Below are 17,995 nucleotides of genomic sequence, written 5' to 3'. Positions count from 1 at the left end.
CTTTGTATGCAGTGAAAACGGTTGATGGTAATATCATGTTGTCCCGGAGAATATAATTTCTGTTCTTTTAATAGGGGCTTGTGTATCAGGTTGTGAAAGCATTTCACTATCTTTGTGCATTAAAATCTACTAACTCTATGAGACATTTATTAAGTTTGGTCTTATGCATGTTTGTTTTTGTGTGTTCCCAAGCCCGGATAGACAACAAGGCATATTGGAAGCTGGATGTGGAAAGCGGGTTGTCCCATTCGAATGTGACGGATGTGTGTACTGATTCCCAAGGTATGCTATGGGTGGGGACTGTTTATGGGCTGAACTGTTACGATTACTATCAGATAAGGACTTATTTTCATGAATACGGAGATCCTTTCTCGTTGCCTGGAAGTAGAATCTATTTCGTTACGGAGGATGCATACGGCACGATTTGGGTGTCTACTGACGGCGGATTGGCGACTTATGACAGGGAGAAGAACCGCTTTACTCCGTTGCTGCCGGATGCCCCTCTTTTTGTCTCTGTCTTCCACAAGACCGGGGAAAGAATCTTACTTGGTGGCTCGTCACTCTATTGCTATACATTCAAGGATAAGAAAATCAGTGAGATACCTCTGGGGAATGTTTGTGCGGGCCCTTCACGAATTGTAGGCATTCATCAATGGAGCAAGGATGTTTGTCTGCTGGTTATGAGTAACGGACGGATTATAGAGTACAACGAAAGGAAAAAAGAGTGTCGTGACGCCGGATTCGGGCAGCCGGAGAACAGAGTGATTGCGTCTTATCTGGACTCCTTGAAAAATCTTTATCTATCAGTCTATCACGGAGGTATAGTGGTTTATGGAAGTGACGGCAAAATGAAAAAACTGCCGGATAGCCATCACGCTGTCCCGGCTAATACGACTGTGCTGGACTTTGAAGAGAAGGATGGAACGCTATGGGCAGCGACGGACGGTGACGGAATTTATGTACTGGATTTGACGGACTTTCATTGGACGACCAGGTTGAGGCATCTTCCGGAAGATCCTAATTCACTACCGGCCAATTCAATAACCTGTCTTTATAAAGATGCGTTGCAGAATATCTGGGCGGGAAGTGTGCGCGATGGTGTGCTAAAAATAAGCCAGACCTTCAGCCGTGCCTATACGGAAGTCCCTTTCGGAAGCCGTTATGGTTTAAGCAATAAAACCATCTTGTCTATTTGTCAGGACGCACATGGCATGATATGGATCGGCACGGATGGAGGCGGGCTTAATCTGTACCATCCGGAGGAGGATGTGTTTACTCATTTCCCCTCTACCCGTCATCAGAAAGTAGTTTCCATTGCCGAGTATTCCGCTGATATGCTGCTGATTTCATGTTATGATGACGGAATTTATCTTTTTAATAAGAAGACGGGAAAGTGTACTCCCTTTGTCATTGTCGACCCGAAGATCAATGAGCAGATGTGCAAGGAGGGTTATCTGGTTCTGGTTTACAGGGCGTCTGCCGGCCGTTTCCTCTTTCTGGCGGGCAGTCCGTATATATACGATAGAGAGCATGGAAAGTTCAGCCTTCTCAGGAGCGGGGAAGACGGGGAGACACTGATAGGGCTTCAATTGGTCAGCGTGGATGGCGATGTGGCGTTCTTTCAGCAAAAGAATAAAATATTAAAAGCCGATCTGGCAGATCATACCCTTTCCGTTTTCTACCGGATAACCGATGGCGAGCAGGTGGAAGTGGTAAGCAGGGATGATCAAGGCCTTTTCTGGATAGGCACGGATCATGGGCTGAGAAGGCTGGATCCCGTGACCCAAAGATACGAGAAGATTGAGACGAACCTGTTCAAACGGGTATCGGCCATACAGACCGACCATAACAACCAATTGTGGATTGGCGCGCAGAATATGCTTTTCTCTTATGACACCCGGCTGAAGACTTTTTTTATTTTAGGTGGTCCGAATGACTATTTTCCGAATGAGTTATCCACTATCTATGCGCCGCCATCCTATAAAGAATATATTTATCTGGGGGGCATTCACGGATTGCTACGGATCAATAAAAAGGTTGTTCAGGCTAGTGACAGCATTGAGATCCGACTGGCGGATATTGTGCTGGACGGGGTCTCTTTAGGTAAGGATAGGCAGGCGGAAACAGGTGTTCAAATTCCGTGGAATTACAAATCGTTCCAGCTGAAAATAAGAAATGCGGAGAGAGACATTAACCGGAAATACATTTACCGATATATGGTAAATCACAATCATGAGCGTATAGACATAGAATCTTATGACCCTGTACTTTCCATGCCCCTGCTGGCTTCGGGCAATTATTCGGTCTCGGTGTCTTTTTATACTCTTAATGGCGTTTGGAGTGAACCGGTGCGGTTATTGGAGTTTGACGTGATGCCTCCTTGGTATAGAGACGCTAGAATCAGAGGACTCCTGCTGCTCATTCTGGTGGCTTTCCTTTATTGGAGGATCGCTGCGATGCTGAAAAAGAAGGAAGCGAAAGCGCAAAAGAAGATGGAGGAGGTACTGGAGAGCACCAGTCAGGAGAAAGTGCACTTCTTGTTGAATGTGAGTCATGAATTGCGTACCCCCTTGACATTGATCTATTCTCCTTTGCACAAACTGCTTGAAAAATTGGAGCAGCCGGAGATGGGTGGTGACGAGAGAAAGGAATTACGTACCCAGTTGATCAGTGTGCACAGGGCGGCTGACCGGATGAAGTCCATTATAAACATGACTTTGGATATCAGTAAGATTGATAGCGAGGAGTATAAGCTACAGCTGATGCCTCATGCGGTGAATGAGTGGATTTACGCTGTTGCCGAGGGGTTCAAGTATGAGGTGGAGGATAAGTCCATGGAGCTGGACTTCCGGCTGGAAGAGTTGCCTTCCCCTCTTCGTTTTGATGATAGGAAATGTGAAATCATTCTTTCCAATTTGCTGATGAATGCTTTGAAGTTCTCTCCGGTTGGCGGGCGGATAGCTATTTCCACGATGCGGCATGACGGGTATCTGCGGATCAGTGTCGCCGACCAGGGGCCCGGATTGGGTGATATCCATCCGGAGAAATTGTTTGCCTGGTTTTACCAGGGAGCTCATACCAAAGGAGGGACCGGTGTAGGGCTGGCATACAGCAAAGTGTTGGTAGAGAAGCATGGAGGAACGATAGGAGCCTGCAATAATGCCGATGGAGGGGCCACTTTCTACTTTGAACTGCCGCTCCTTGTACAGGAAGACGAGGTGGAAAAGAGGATTCCGGAAGTCCCTCCGTTTTTTTCTTCGCCTCTTTCCATCGAGACCGACGGACATACGGAACTCAATCTTGCCGAGTACTCCATACTGATTGTGGAGGATAACCGCGAATTGTGCGAGTTCTTGGAAAAGGCGTTGAGGGACGATTACAAGGCGGTCCTTACGGCTTATGACGGGGAGCAGGCTTGGGAAGTGTTGTCCCAACAGGCGGTAGACCTGGTTATCAGTGATGTCATGATGCCTCATGTGGGAGGATACGAACTGTGCCGGCGGATCAAGTCGGATGAGCTGTCAAGCCATATACCGGTAGTGCTGCTCACCGCGCTGGGCGATACAAACAGCATGGGGACAGGATACAGGATGGGAGCCGACGCCTATGTATCAAAGCCGTTTGACATGGAGGTGCTTCAGCAGATGCTGCGCAGCCAGTTATGGAACCGCGAATTATTGAAGAAGCAATACCGGGAGAAGTTTATCCGGGTGGTTCCTGCCCAACCTGCCGGAGGCATGACTCCCGACGAGCTTTTCCTGGAGAAACTTAATCAATTGATTCTGGACAATCTCTCCTCAGGAGAACTGAATGTAACCTTCCTGACTCAAGAAATGGGCATCAGCCGCACACCGCTGTATGCCAAGTTAAAAGCGTTGACAAATTTGGGGGTGAATGATTATATCAACCGGATGAGAATAGAGAAAAGCGTAGAGTTGCTGCTTCATTCCTCCCTGCCTATCTCCGAAATTTCCGAGAGAGTAGGTTTTGAATACCACCGCTATTTCAGCACCCTGTTCAAACAGGTAAAGGGAATGTCACCCCGACAGTTCCGCCAGGAGGGCAAAATTTCCTGATTTGTACTTATATTCAAGGAAATTCCTTGAAAAAGAACGATAAATGAAGTAAAGAGACGTATTCATGAAGTCTCTTTACTTGCCTTATTATACCTTCGCGACAACAAAAACAATATAATTTAATTCCTGGGAAATAATTATAAATCTAACGTTTACTATGAGAATGATGCTGATCGTTTCTTGATGTATAGAGAAGTGTTCTCTGAACGAAGTCAGTGAGTTGGTTCCTTATATTGAGAATTCGTATTTATTTATAAAAAACATTTTATTATGGAAGTTAACCTTATTAAGAATTTAAGAAGAACCCAGATGGTGAACTATGGCAAAATACTAGGTGCCGGTTGTTGTCTGTTATGTGCGGTTCCGGTTTTTGCCGCAGGATCATTGACCGAAACTCCGTCTGTTTATGTGTCGCAGCAGACTGTGAACCAGTGTACCGGTGTCGTGAAAGATGCGGCCGGTGAGACGGTTATCGGAGCCTCTGTTGTAGTGAAAGGAACTACGAATGGTACCATTACCGGCATAGACGGTAGCTTTATGCTGCCCGATGTGAAAAAAGGCGATGTCATTCAAATTTCTTTTGTCGGCTATGTAACTCAAGAAGTGGTTTGGAAAGGTGCCCCTCTCAATGTTACGCTGAAGGAAGATGCACAGGCACTGGAAGAAGTGGTGGTAGTGGGATATGGAACACAGAAAAAGGTGAACCTGTCCGGTGCGGTGGCACAAGTGTCGGGTGAGGTACTCGAGAACAGACCGTTGGCCAATGTGGGTGCCGGCTTGCAGGGTGTCATCCCTAACCTTAACATCAATATGAACAGTGGCGCGCCGGGTCAGGGAGCCAGCTTTAATATCCGTGGTAATACCTCTCTGAATGGAGGATCTCCCTTGGTCTTGGTCGATAATGTGCAGATGGACCCCAACTTGCTTAACCCCGAAGATATTGCCTCTATCTCCGTATTGAAGGATGCCTCGTCGGCAGCCATTTACGGTGCCCGTGGTGCGTATGGTGTGATTCTGATTACCACCAAGAACGGAAAGAAATCGCAAAAGGCTCAAATCTCGTTGTCTGCCAACGGCTATTGGCAAAGCCCTGTAGTCAAGGTAGAGGGAATCAACTCGATGGAATATCTGGAGATGATAGACCGTGCCAACAAACACAACGGCAGCAGCAGTGAGCATTACTTCAATCCCAAAATTTATGAATACGCCAAGAAATATTTCGATGATCCGGTAAATAACAAGCCTGTGTTCTATGATCCGGACATGGATCCCACCAGATATCAGTATTGTGGTAACACGGACTGGTGGAACGAAATTTACAAGAAAGCCAGTTTCTCGCAGCAGTATAACCTGAATGTAAGTGGAGGTACCGAAAAGACAACCTACTACGCATCGCTGGGCTTTGCCGATCAAACCGGTTTGCTGAAGGCGGACAAAGATAACTACAAACGGTTTAACATGAACCTGAATGTGTCCACTGACATTACCAGCTGGCTGAACTTCTCGGCCAAGGTGATGCACACCTATACGAAAGAAGGACACCCCGGTGGAGGTATGTCACAGAGTATGCTGGGAACCTATACCGGATACTTCAAGAACGACCTTAGCCCGCTGATGCCGGTGAAACATCCGGACGGACACTACTCGGGACAGGGAAATTCAACTAATCCGGTAGCTATACAGGAGCTGGGAGGACAGGAAAATATACGTCAGAATGACTTGTGGATTACAGGAGCATTGCGCCTGACTCCCGTGAAGGGACTGACTATCACTACAGACTACACCTTCAACGGCTGGTTCCGCAACGGTAAAAGACATGTCAGACCTTTCTTGGAATACCGCGCCGTACCGGGAGCCGAAGCACTGTATCCCTGGACGAAGGTCAGCAGCGTAAACATGTATAACAATGAAGACTACTATCAGGCATTCAATGCCTTTGCCGAGTACCAGCTTACCCTGGACAAGGTGCACAACTTCAAGGCGCTGGCGGGTTATAACCAAGAATATAAACACAGCCGTGGATTTAACGCTTCCCGCCAGGGACTGATTGACACGGACAATCCGGCCTTGAACCTGGCGACCGGTGAAAGAGGAGTCGGTGCCTCGGAAACACACTGGGCCATCAATGGCGTCTTTGTCCGTCTGAACTATGATTACAAACAGCGGTATTTGCTGGAATTGAACGGACGTTACGACGGTTCTTCCCGTTTCCCGAAAGACGACCGTTACGCTTTCTTCCCTTCCGGCTCGGTAGCCTGGAGAATCTCGGAAGAGGCTTTCTGGACTCCTCTCAAGAATGTATGGAATGACATGAAGATCCGTGCTTCATACGGTAGTCTGGGCAATCAGGCGACCGGTGACCTGGGCAACTTCTACTATCTGCCTTCTTATGGAGTAAATTCCAATATGGGCTATATCCTGGAAGGGGCGCGTCCGGTGGCTGTCGGACCTTCAGGACTGGTGAGCAACTCGTTTACCTGGGAGACTGTCAATCAGATGGACTTCGGTTTTGACGCTTCTTTCTTCAACAACCGCCTTACAGCGACTTTCGACTGGTATCGTCGTGATACCAAGAATATGCTGACCCGCGGACAGGAACTTCCTTCTGTACTGGGTACGGGAGTCCCTAATGAAAATGCGGCCGATATGAAGACTACGGGATATGAACTCTCTTTAGGATGGAATGGCAGCGTGGGCAACGGATTCAATTATTATGTAAAGGCGATCCTGTCCGATTATACTTCGGAAATTACACGCTTCAGTAACGAAACAGGCTCTTTGGGATCATACTATGTAGGCCGGAAGCTGGGAGAAATCTGGGGACTTGTGTCCGACGGCTTGTTCCAGAGCGATGAAGAAGCGGCCAAAGCCAACCAGTCCGCCGTATGGGGAGGAACCTGGAAAGCGGGGGATGTGCGCTATGTGGACTTGGACGGTGATGGAAAAATCAGCTACAAGAGCAGCACTTTGGGCGACCCGGGCGACCGCAAGATTATCGGTAACAGCACACCTAGATACCAATACGGGTTTACTGCCGGATTCACTTATAAAGGCTTCGATTTTGAGATGATATGGCAAGGTATCGGCAAAAAAGACGTGATGTTGGGTGGCGAGCAATTCTGGGGATTCCAGGACGAATGGGGCGTACCGGTGAAAACGACACTGGACTACTGGACCGAAGATAACCGCGACGCTTACTTACCGGCTCCGGGATGGAGCAACTGGGGAAACCGTCAGACTTGTTCGCGCTATTTGCAGGACGCTTCTTATCTTCGCCTGAAGAATGTGACGTTGGGATATACCCTGCCGCAAGCATGGGTGACCAAGGCCGGCTTGAACAAAGTGAGAGTGTATGCCAATGGTGAAAACCTGTTGACCTTTACTTCTCTTGTCGAGTCCTTCGACCCCGAGACTTTAAATAATTTGACCTATCCTATCACTCGTAAAATTTCGGTAGGTATTAATGTTACGTTTTAACCCCTAAAAAGAATAGAAAGATGAAATATAAATATTTATTAGCAGGAGTGGGCTTTATGGCCTTGATGAGTTCCTGTGAGTTTACCGATATCTCTCCCAAGGATTCACTGACTGACAAGTCTTATTGGGGTAAAGCAGAGGATTTGAAACTGTATGCGAACAACCTTTACACCATGTTCCCGGGGCCGGACTATAACCTGGACAGTCAGAGTGACGACTGTGTAAGCACTACCGCCAACGCCACTCTGTTTGATGATGTAACCGTGCCCGGTTCGGGAGGTGGATGGAGTTGGGGAAACATACGCATTTGTAATTTCTTCTTAAACAGATACCATACAGCGGTGGGTTCTGAGAGTGAGATAAACCGTTATGTGGCGGAAGTGCGTTTCTTTAGAGCATTGGATTATTTCTCCAAAGTAAAATCCTTTGGCGATGTGCCTTGGTATGAAAGCGATTTGAAAGCCGATGACAAGGAATTGCTTTACAAGGCGCGCGATCCCAGGAATTTTGTTATCGGTAAAATAATAGAGGATTTGGAATTTGCCGCCCAGTGGCTGCCTACCCCCGATAAGGCAGGGACCGGAAGACTACATAAATATGTGGCGTATACCCAGCTTTCGCGTGTTTGCCTGTACGAAGGTACACACATGAAATATCACAATGAAAGCGGCAGCATTACTTCACAGGCGCTTTTGGAGAAAGCCGTGAAGGCAGCCGAAGCGGTGATGGCGTCAGGATTGTATGATATTGTGAAAGCTACGGATGCCGGATGCGGACAGCAGGCTTTCGAGGGATATCCCTTATATTATGGCAACCTTTTCATTCAGGAAGATTTGACCGGGAACAAAGAATGTATTCTGCCCCGGATCTATATAAAAGACTTGCTGATGCATTGGCTGGGGCGTGACTATGCGAAAAAAGGACTGGGGTATTCCAAAGACTTCCTGGAAACATTCTTGTTCAGAGACGGAAAGCCCATTTCAGCGCATAAGGAATATGATGATGCCACCTTGGAAAAGGAACTGGCGGACAGAGATCCACGTATGTATCAGATTATCAACAACCCCCATCGTCCCACTTTGATTGACTTGGAAGGTGTGCATGTATGGGAAAGTCAGAACATTGCTCCTAATCAGGGTGTGTCGGGCTATAATTTGACTAAATATTTGTCTCCGATACCCGATCAGAATGAAGCGAACAGCAGTACTTACGACTGGTTCCTTTACCGCTATGCGGAAGTTCTGTTGAACTATGCCGAGGCGAAAGCCGAATTGGGCACATGTACACAGGCTGATTTGGACAAGACGGTTAATTTGCTGCGCGACCGTGTGGAGATGGCTCATCTGTCCATCAACCCTGTTGTAGATAACAGCGTTGACTATGGTTATTCCATTTCACCGCTTCTTTATGAAATTCGCCGCGAGCGCCGTGTGGAACTGGCTACCGAAGGCTTCCGCTGGAGTGACATCGTGCGCTGGAAGGCAGGAAAGTTATTGGAGAATCCGAAAACTTATCTCGGCATGACACTTTCGGAAGAATCAATGGCCAACTATCCGGAAGGTACTTTCGACGGACGTAAGGTAACGATCGGTGGTAAGACTTATTTGAAGATCTACGAAAAAGCATTGGATGATGCCGGACGCAAATGGTCGGCCAATGACAAGCGTTATTTGAATCCTTTGCCTACAGACCAGCTGGTGCTGAATAAAAATCTGACTCAGAACCCGGGATGGGAAGAATGAGATTAGTCATTTAAATTGTGATTTTTTTAAGTGGGAGATGTGTCAGCATGGCACATCTCCTTTTCTTGTATAAAACAGGTTATGGGCAAGTTCCGGCTTATGCCTGGGCTTGTTGCATATAAAAATGGGGAGTACCTCTCCAAAGGCACTCCCCATTTTATTCATTTAATATGAGTGGTTTATTTATTGAACCGTACTTTCAATTTGGCAAGCATATCCTGTGTCATACTGTCCAGGTCATATTCCGGTTTCCATCCCCATTCCTCACGGGCACAAGTGTCATCCAGTGAGTTCGGCCATGATTCGGCGATAGCCTGACGTAGCGGATCTACCTTGTATTCCATTTGGAAATCGGGCATATACTTCTTTATATTGTTATAGATGATTTCCGGATCAAAGCTCATAGACGCAATGTTGAACGAATTGCGATGAACCAGTTTGTCGGGATTCGCTTCCATTATTTCAATGGCTGCACGTAAGCCGTCAGGCATATACATCATGTCCATGAATGTGTTGGCTGCGATAGGACATTCAAATTTTTCACCTTTTACAGCCGAGTAGTAGATATCTACTGCATAGTCAGTGGTTCCGCCGCCCGGAGGTGTGACATACGAGATTAATCCGGGGAAACGGACGGAGCGGGTATCTACGCCGAAACGGATATGGTAGTAGTCACTCAGTAATTCTCCCGATACTTTGGTCACCCCGTACATGGTGCGCGGATTACGGATGGTATCTTGTGGAGTCTTGTCTTTGGGTGTGTTGTTTCCGAATACACCGATAGAACTTGGAGTGAATACGGCGCATCCCATTTCACGTGCCACTTCCAATACGTTGAACAATCCTCCCATCCCGATTTTCCAGGCCAGTTGAGGTTTGGCTTCCGCTACTGCCGACAGTAAAGCTGCCAGATTGTAAATGGTGTCGATGTTGTACTTTGATACAGTCTCGGCGATTTGTTGTTCATTAGTGATATCTACAATGGCAGAAGGACCTGACTCTTTTAATTCCCCTTTAGGCTCGGCACCGGGAATGTATCCAGCTACGATGTTACCATTATAAATACTTCTTAATTTCATGGTTAGTTCCGAACCGATCTGACCGGTGGAGCCGATAATTAATACATTTTTCATAGTTTGCTATTTGCTATAAATTTCCTTTTGGAAGCAAAGATAGAGAGAAAACTGCATATTTTATCAAAAAATTCTCTATAATTTAACCGGATATCGAAAAAAAATAAGAACTTTGTCAAACAGGACTGATTTTTTAATTCAAACTTATATACTTAATAAAAAAAGCAAAGCTATGTATGATAAAATGAAGGAGTTCCTTGCGAAGGAACTGGCTGATATTAAAGCGGCCGGACTGTATAAAAATGAACGGATCATTACCACACCTCAGCGTGCGGACATCAAGGTGAATGACGGAGAAGATGTGTTGAACTTTTGTGCCAACAATTATTTGGGCTTGTCAGATAACCAACGTTTGATCAATGCGGCTAAAGAGGCGATGGACACGCATGGCTTCGGTATGTCTTCCGTACGCTTTATCTGCGGAACTCAGGATTTGCACAAGCAACTGGAAGCTGCCATCTCTGATTATTTTAAAACAGAAGACACCATACTTTATGCTGCTTGTTTCGATGCTAACGGTGGCTTGTTCGAGCCGCTGTTTACAGAAGAAGACGCTATTATTTCGGATGCGTTGAATCATGCGTCTATTATAGATGGTGTACGCTTGTGTAAGGCAAAACGCTATCGTTACGCTAATGCCGACATGGCTGACCTGGAACGTTGTTTGCAGGAAGCGCAGGCGCAGCGTCACCGCATTATTGCTACAGATGGTGTATTCTCGATGGATGGCAATGTAGCTCCCTTGGATAAGATTTGTGAACTGGCGGAAAAATATGACGCATTGGTAATGGTGGATGAATCTCATTCAGCCGGTGTGGTAGGTCCTACAGGACATGGTGTGGCCGAACAATTTAATGTGTACGGTCATGTGGATATCTTTACCGGCACATTAGGCAAGGCATTTGGTGGTGCGATGGGAGGATTCACTACCGGAAAGAAAGAAATTATTGATATGTTGCGCCAGCGTTCACGTCCTTATCTGTTCTCTAATTCTGTAGCCCCTGCCATCATTGGCGCCAGTCTGGAAATGTTCAAGATGCTGAAAGAAAGTGATGCTTTGCATACCAAGCTGATGGATAATGTGAATTATTTCCGTGACAAGATGCTGGCTGCCGGCTTTGACATCAAACCAACTCAGAGCGCGATTTGTGCTGTGATGCTTTATGATGCGAAACTGTCTCAGGATTTTGCAGCCAAGATGCAGGAAGAAGGCATATATGTGACCGGTTTCTATTATCCGGTTGTTCCGAAAGGACAGGCACGTATCCGCGTCCAGTTGTCTGCCGGTCATGAAAAGGCGCATTTGGATAAGGCGATTGCCGCATTTATGAAAGTGGGCAAGGAACTTGGGGTGATTAAATAAGCGGCTCTAAAGATTATCTGGATAAAATAAAAGCAGTAAATGGTTGTATAACAACTGTTTACTGCTTTTTTGTAGCCCCGAGGGGAATCGAACCCCTATCTAAAGTTTAGGAAACTTCTATTCTATCCGTTGAACTACAAGGCCCCTTTGCGGCTACAAAGGTACTCCTTTTTGTTAAAATGGCAATATGAAAGATTGAAAAATGTCTTAAGTGGAAAGAAAATAATCCTTTCTTTGCTGTTTTGTCATTTTTCGCCTGCTTTTGAGGGCCTGATAATGGATTTATCCGGCTATGGACTTTCATGTTGTTTATAAAACATGGATAAAAATAATAAATTGTAAAAACGAACAGCTTCTATCCGTTATCATAATGATAGAAATTATGCTTTTAAACAGGTATTTATCTCTGATTTTTCTTGGCTTGTAATTAAATAAACCTTTAATTTTGTGCATTTTGATATTCGAACGTAGTTTGATAGCGGAATATTTTGTCCTTTGGCAGAACTTTCCGAACTTTGCAAACAGTGAAATTTTGTAACCCTAAATAATAAGTTATGGCAGATGAAATGATAGTCAAGGAGTTGGACCAGGTGGTGGTCCGTTTCTCAGGCGACTCAGGCGATGGTATGCAGCTGGCCGGAAATATCTTTTCTAATATTTCGGCTACAGTGGGAAATGATATCAGTACATTCCCCGATTACCCGGCGGATATACGTGCCCCGCAAGGTTCGTTGACCGGTGTGTCAGGTTTTCAGGTGCATATCGGTGCGGGTAAAGTTTTTACCCCCGGCGACAAATGCGACGTATTGGTCGCAATGAATGCCGCTGCATTGAAAACACAATACAAATTTGCGAAGCCCACAGCTTGTATCATTATTGATACAGATTGTTTCCAGAAATCAGATCTGGACAAGGCGGCTTTCAAAACAGACAATCCGATTGAAGAGATGGGGATTAAGCAGGATGTGATTGCTGCCCCTATTTCACAGATGGTGAAAGACTGTCTGGCAGATACGGGCATGGATAACAAGTCAATGTTGAAATGCCGTAATATGTTTGCTTTGGGATTGGTTTGCTGGTTGTTTAACCGTGATCTGACTGTTGCTGAAAACTTCTTGCGCGAGAAATTTGCGAAGAAGCCGCAAATAGCCGAAGCGAATATTAAAGTGATACACGCCGGATATGATTATGGTCACAACACCCATGCGTCTGTAGATCATACTTATAAGGTGGAAACCAAATCTAAAGTACCCGGAAAGTACATGGATATCAGCGGAAACAAGGCTACGGCATACGGTTTGATCGCTGCTGCCGAGAAAGCAGGCCTGCGTTTGTTCCTCGGATCTTATCCTATTACTCCGGCAACAGATATTTTGCATGAGTTGTCTAAACATAAATCATTGGGCGTGACTACTGTTCAGTGTGAAGATGAAATTTCAGGCTGTGCTACGGCTGTCGGTGCCTCATTTGCAGGTGCGTTGGCGGCTACTTCTACTTCGGGACCGGGTGTCTGTCTGAAGTCGGAGGCTATGAACCTGGCTGTTATTACAGAATTGCCACTGGTGGTTGTTAATGTACAGCGTGGCGGCCCTTCTACCGGTTTGCCTACGAAGTCCGAGCAGACCGATTTGTTGCAGGCTTTGTTTGGCCGCAACGGCGAGTCTCCCATGCCGGTCATTGCCGCAGCTTCTCCGACTCACTGCTTCGATGCCGCTTATGATGCTTGTAAGATTGCCTTGGAGCACATGACTCCGGTGGTGTTGCTGACTGACGGCTTTGTAGCCAATGGCTCCGGTGCATGGAAATTGCCTGATCTGGCAGACTATCCGGCTATCAACCCGCCGTATGTCACTCCGGAAATGAAGGATAATTATACTCCTTACAAGCGTAATGCCGAAACGGGTGTCCGTTATTGGGCATTGCCGGGACAGGAAGGTTATATGCATATCCTGGGAGGTTTGGAGAAAGACAGTGATACAGGCGCTATTTCTACTGAACCTGAAAACCATGACTTGATGTGCCGCCTGCGTGCCGAAAAGGTGGCTAAGATTCCGGTGCCTGATGTTCAGGTGCAAGGTTGCGTAGAGGACGCGGATCTGCTGATAGTAGGTTTCGGTGGAACTTACGGTCATTTATATTCAGCCATGGAGGAAATGAACCGTGCGGGCAAGAAGGTTGCTCTGGCACATTTTGTTCATTTGAACCCGCTGCCTCAAAATACGGCAGAAGTGCTGAGGAAATATAAGAAGGTAGTCGTGGCTGAGCAGAATCTTGGTCAGTTTGCCGGATATCTCCGTATGAAAGTGGACGGATTTGTTCCTTATCAGTTTAATGAGGTCAAAGGCCAGCCGTTCGTAGTCAGCGAGTTAGTTGATGCTTTCACCGAGATCTTAAATAAATAATAACCGTAAAGAAAGTAAAGACTATGAGCGAATATACAGCAAAAGATTTCAAAAAAGGACAACCTCGCTGGTGTCCGGGTTGCGGTGACCATTTTTTCTTGGCTTCGCTGCACAAAGCGATGGCTGAATTGGGAGTGGCTCCTCATGATACTGCCGTTATTTCCGGTATCGGATGTTCCAGCCGTCTTCCTTATTATATGAATACATACGCCATGCAGACGATACACGGTCGTGCGGCAGCCATTTCTACGGGTTGCAAGGTGGCTAACCCGAAGATTACTGTCTGGCAGATTTCGGGGGATGGCGATGGTCTGGCTATTGGTGGAAATCACTTTATACATGCCGTTCGTCGTAATATCGACTTGAATATGATTCTGTTGAACAACCGTATCTACGGTTTGACCAAGGGACAGTATTCTCCGACTTCTCCGCGCGGATTTGTCAGTAAGTCCTCACCTTACGGAACCGTGGAAGATCCGTTTCATCCGGCTGAATTATGTTTTGGCGCGCGTGGACGTTTCTTTGCCCGTGCGGTAGCCACGGATGGTCCCGGTACAGTGGAGATTCTGAAGGCTGCTGCCAATCACAAAGGTGCGGCTGTATGTGAGATTCTTCAGAACTGTGTCATCTTTAATGATGGAACACACGAATCGGTATATACGAAAGAAGGCCGTTCCAAGAATGCCATTTATCTGGAACATGGCAAACCGATGTTGTTTGGTGCGGAAAAAGAATACGGACTGATGCAGGACGGTTTCGGACTGAAAGTGGTAAAGCTTGGTGAGAATGGTGTGACGGAAAAAGATATTTTGGTGCACGATGCTCACTGTATGGACAATACTTTGCAGTTGAAGCTGGCATTGATGGAAGGACCGGATTTCCCGGTTGCATTAGGGGTGATTCGTGATGTGGAAGCTCCTACTTATGACGATGCCGTTAACGCACAGATTGAAGAAGTGGCTGCAAAGAAGAAATATCATAATTTCCAGGAATTACTGATGACGAATGATATCTGGGAGGTGAAATAAGATTTTCATCCTCCTTGCAGGGACGGATCTGCCGATCTGTCTGAAATATGAATGGTTAGTAATGGGCGGTGAATCACTGCCGGTTACTAACCATTCGTTATTTATACAATCGGGATGTCTTTTTATCCGGGCGGACAAGCGGGGCTTTCCGGATGGCGCGAGCTTTAAAGTTTCTCGCCGAATGACAAATCGCCGGCATCTCCCAACCCCGGGACAATATACTTGTGTTCGTCCAGAACAGGATCTATGGCGGCACACCATAATGTGACATCATCGCCGGGGAAAAGTTCTGCCATGTGTTCTACCCCTTGTTGGCTGGCAATGACGCAGGCCATTTGTAGTTTTGCAGGTCTGCCTTTGGTCAGGAAAGCTTTCCAGGCTAGTTCCATGCTTTCACCGGTGGCAAGCATGGGGTCAACTAAAAGCAAAGTTCTGTCATTCAATGAAGGGGCGGCGATGTATTCGATGTGCACATCTACTATGTGGTGCTCGTCATCTTTGTAAAAACGGAATGCGGAGACGAAAGCGTTGTCGGCATGGTCGAACATGTTCAGGAAGCCGGTGTGTAGCGGCAGTCCCGCACGGAATACCGTAGCGATCACTATTTTGTCATCGTGTGTGCTGGCTGTGGCGGTTCCCAAGGGAGTCTGTACCTGCTTTACGGAATAAGTTAGTGCTTTGCTCATCTCGTATGCCATGATTTCTCCTATTCTTTCGATATTTCTACGGAAACGCATACGGTCTTTTTGAACATGTACATCACGCAATTCCGCCACATATTGGTTTAGGAGAGAATTGCCTTCACTGAGATTGACGATTTTCATATTTCTGCTTTTGTTATGTTGTTGACTTTAACCTGCAAAGAAACAAATAATTTCTAGATTTGTAAAGTACGAATTGCATTTTTGTTACACAAATATAAATCTTTGATTATTACGGAATTTTTTCTCTAATAGCTTCTTTTTTTTAAAATAAAGCACTAATTTTGTAGCGCCTTAGACAAGGAGATGTTGAAAAACATCTTCTTTCAGAATATAAAGAGTAAAAATAACATTATACAATAACCAAATTAAATCATTTAAAGATGGCAAATTTAGATTTAAGCAAGTACGGTATTACCGACGTGAAGGAAATTTTCCACAATCCTTCTTATGATGTACTTTTCGCTGAGGAAACCAAACCGGGATTGGAAGGTTTCGAAAAAGGACAGGTTACTGAACTGGGTGCTGTAAACGTAATGACTGGTGTTTACACAGGTCGTTCTCCTAAAGATAAATTCTTCGTTAAGAATGAAGCTTCTGAAAATTCAGTATGGTGGACTTCTGACGAATACAAAAACGATAACAAACCTTGTACTGAAGAAGCTTGGGCTGACTTGAAGGCTAAAGCTGTTAAAGAATTGAGCGGCAAGCGTTTGTTCGTTGTTGATACATTCTGTGGCGCTAACGCTGCAACTCGTATGAAGGTACGTTTCATCATGGAAGTAGCTTGGCAGGCTCACTTCGTAACTAACATGTTCATCCGCCCCACTGCTGAAGAACTTGCTGCTTACGGAGAACCTGATTTCGTATGTTTCAATGCTTCTAAAGCAAAAGTTGACAACTACAAGGAACTGGGTCTGAACTCTGAGACTGCTACTGTTTTCAACTTGAAGACTAAAGAACAAGTGATCCTGAACACTTGGTACGGTGGTGAAATGAAGAAAGGTATGTTCTCTATCATGAACTACATGAACCCGCTTCGTGGTATCGCTTCTATGCACTGCTCTGCTAATACAAACATGGAAGGAACCAGCTCGGCTATCTTCTTCGGTTTGTCCGGTACAGGTAAGACTACTTTGTCTACTGACCCGAAACGTAAGTTGATCGGTGACGACGAACACGGATGGGATGACGAAGGTGTATTCAACTACGAAGGTGGTTGCTACGCTAAGGTTATCAACCTGGATAAAGAAAGCGAACCCGATATCTATGCTGCTATCAGACGTGACGCTTTGCTTGAAAACGTAACGGTTGATGCTAACGGTAAGATTGATTTCGCTGATAAGAGCGTAACAGAAAACACGCGTGTTTCTTATCCTATCTATCATATCGAAAACATCGTTAAGCCAGTTTCTAAAGGCCCTCACGCTCAACAAGTTATTTTCTTGTCAGCTGATGCATTCGGTGTATTGCCTCCGGTATCTATCTTGAACCCTGAACAAGCTCAGTACTACTTCTTGTCTGGATTTACAGCTAAATTGGCTGGTACAGAACGTGGTATCACTGAACCGACTCCGACATTCTCTGCTTGCTTCGGTGCTGCTTTCTTGTCATTGCACCCCACTAAGTATGCTGAAGAATTGGTTAAGAAGATGGAAAAGACCGGTGCTAAGGCATACTTGGTTAACACTGGTTGGAACGGTACCGGCAAACGTATCTCTATCCGCGATACTCGTGGTATCATTGATGCTATCCTGGACGGTTCTATCGACAAGGCTCCTACTAAGGTTATTCCTTTCTTCGACTTTGTTGTTCCTACAGAATTGCCTAATGTTGATCCGAAGATCCTTGATCCGCGTGACACATACGCTGATGCTGCTCAGTGGGAAGAAAAAGCGAAAGATCTGGCTGGCCGCTTCATCAAGAACTTCGCTAAGTTCACTGGTAACGAAGCTGGTAAGAAGTTGGTTGCTGCAGGTCCGAAGTTGTAATCTGAATTTTACAGATTTAACATATAAAAAGTGGTTCCATACAGGAACCACTTTTTTTTATGCTTGAAAATTTCTAGATTTG

General features: G+C 45.8%; 9 protein-coding genes and 1 tRNA gene. 7 read left to right on the top strand and 3 right to left on the bottom strand.

Annotation, left to right across the window (positions count from 1 at the left end; all coding sequences use genetic code 11):
- The first annotated feature begins 137 nt into the window (after window positions 1-137).
- The 3 genes from ACYQ0C_RS20120 (at window position 138) to ACYQ0C_RS20110 (ending at window position 9,295) form a co-directional block, all read left to right on the top strand.
- Window positions 138-4,076: a hybrid sensor histidine kinase/response regulator transcription factor gene (locus tag ACYQ0C_RS20120; RefSeq protein WP_016274617.1), complete on the top strand. Its 3,939-nt coding sequence runs from the start codon at window positions 138-140 to the stop codon at window positions 4,074-4,076.
- A 270-nt stretch (window positions 4,077-4,346) separates the two neighbouring features.
- Window positions 4,347-7,553: a SusC/RagA family TonB-linked outer membrane protein gene (locus ACYQ0C_RS20115; protein WP_016274616.1), complete on the top strand. Its 3,207-nt coding sequence runs from the start codon at window positions 4,347-4,349 to the stop codon at window positions 7,551-7,553.
- 20 nt (window positions 7,554-7,573) lie between these two features.
- Entirely contained in the window at window positions 7,574-9,295 is a 1,722-nt protein-coding gene (locus ACYQ0C_RS20110; protein ID WP_016274615.1) for a RagB/SusD family nutrient uptake outer membrane protein, read from the top strand.
- 179 nt (window positions 9,296-9,474) lie between these two features.
- Here ACYQ0C_RS20110 and ACYQ0C_RS20105 read toward each other — a convergent pair whose 3' ends face one another.
- Entirely contained in the window at window positions 9,475-10,428 is a 954-nt protein-coding gene (locus tag ACYQ0C_RS20105) for an NAD-dependent epimerase/dehydratase family protein (RefSeq protein WP_016274613.1), read from the bottom strand.
- Between the two features lie 172 nt (window positions 10,429-10,600).
- Here ACYQ0C_RS20105 and kbl point away from each other — a divergent pair, with 172 nt between their 5' ends.
- The gene (kbl, locus tag ACYQ0C_RS20100) at window positions 10,601-11,791 is read left to right on the top strand and encodes a glycine C-acetyltransferase (protein WP_016274612.1); all 1,191 of its coding nucleotides are present in this window, start codon (window positions 10,601-10,603) and stop codon (window positions 11,789-11,791) included.
- 72 nt (window positions 11,792-11,863) lie between these two features.
- Here the strand turns inward: kbl and ACYQ0C_RS20095 are convergent.
- Window positions 11,864-11,935, bottom strand: a tRNA-Arg gene (locus ACYQ0C_RS20095).
- Window positions 11,936-12,345: 410 nt separating this feature from the next.
- Between ACYQ0C_RS20095 and ACYQ0C_RS20090 the strand changes: the two genes are divergently transcribed.
- A complete protein-coding gene (locus ACYQ0C_RS20090) occupies window positions 12,346-14,193 on the top strand; it encodes a 2-oxoacid:acceptor oxidoreductase subunit alpha (RefSeq protein WP_016274539.1) in 1,848 nt (615 codons plus the stop codon).
- A gap of 23 nt (window positions 14,194-14,216) precedes the next feature.
- Window positions 14,217-15,221, top strand: a complete 1,005-nt coding sequence (locus tag ACYQ0C_RS20085) for a 2-oxoacid:ferredoxin oxidoreductase subunit beta (RefSeq protein WP_016274538.1) — start codon at window positions 14,217-14,219, stop codon at window positions 15,219-15,221.
- Window positions 15,222-15,385: 164 nt separating this feature from the next.
- On the opposite strand, the gene upp is transcribed toward ACYQ0C_RS20085, so the two are convergent.
- Window positions 15,386-16,045 carry a uracil phosphoribosyltransferase gene (gene upp / locus ACYQ0C_RS20080; protein WP_016274537.1) on the bottom strand — a complete coding sequence of 220 codons (660 nt, stop codon included), beginning with the start codon at window positions 16,043-16,045 and terminating at the stop codon, window positions 15,386-15,388.
- Between the two features lie 260 nt (window positions 16,046-16,305).
- Here upp and pckA point away from each other — a divergent pair, with 260 nt between their 5' ends.
- Window positions 16,306-17,913, top strand: coding sequence for a phosphoenolpyruvate carboxykinase (ATP) (gene pckA, locus ACYQ0C_RS20075; protein ID WP_016274536.1), 1,608 nt, complete (start codon window positions 16,306-16,308; stop codon window positions 17,911-17,913).
- Window positions 17,914-17,995 lie beyond the last annotated feature (82 nt).

This window comes from Phocaeicola sartorii JCM 17136 = DSM 21941, from assembly GCF_054653615.1.
This window is presented reverse-complemented; position numbering and strand designations above follow the sequence as displayed.

Bases quoted from the DNA above. Each gene is read 5' to 3' on its own strand.
- ACYQ0C_RS20120 (WP_016274617.1), top strand. From the start codon at position 138: ATGAGACATTTATTAAGTTTGGTCTTATGCATGTTTGTTTTTGTGTGT.
- ACYQ0C_RS20115 (WP_016274616.1), top strand. From the start codon at position 4,347: ATGGAAGTTAACCTTATTAAGAATTTAAGAAGAACCCAGATGGTGAAC.
- ACYQ0C_RS20110 (WP_016274615.1), top strand. From the start codon at position 7,574: ATGAAATATAAATATTTATTAGCAGGAGTGGGCTTTATGGCCTTGATG.
- ACYQ0C_RS20105 (WP_016274613.1), bottom strand. From the start codon at position 10,428: ATGAAAAATGTATTAATTATCGGCTCCACCGGTCAGATCGGTTCGGAA.
- kbl (WP_016274612.1), top strand. From the start codon at position 10,601: ATGTATGATAAAATGAAGGAGTTCCTTGCGAAGGAACTGGCTGATATT.
- ACYQ0C_RS20090 (WP_016274539.1), top strand. From the start codon at position 12,346: ATGGCAGATGAAATGATAGTCAAGGAGTTGGACCAGGTGGTGGTCCGT.
- ACYQ0C_RS20085 (WP_016274538.1), top strand. From the start codon at position 14,217: ATGAGCGAATATACAGCAAAAGATTTCAAAAAAGGACAACCTCGCTGG.
- upp (WP_016274537.1), bottom strand. From the start codon at position 16,045: ATGAAAATCGTCAATCTCAGTGAAGGCAATTCTCTCCTAAACCAATAT.
- pckA (WP_016274536.1), top strand. From the start codon at position 16,306: ATGGCAAATTTAGATTTAAGCAAGTACGGTATTACCGACGTGAAGGAA.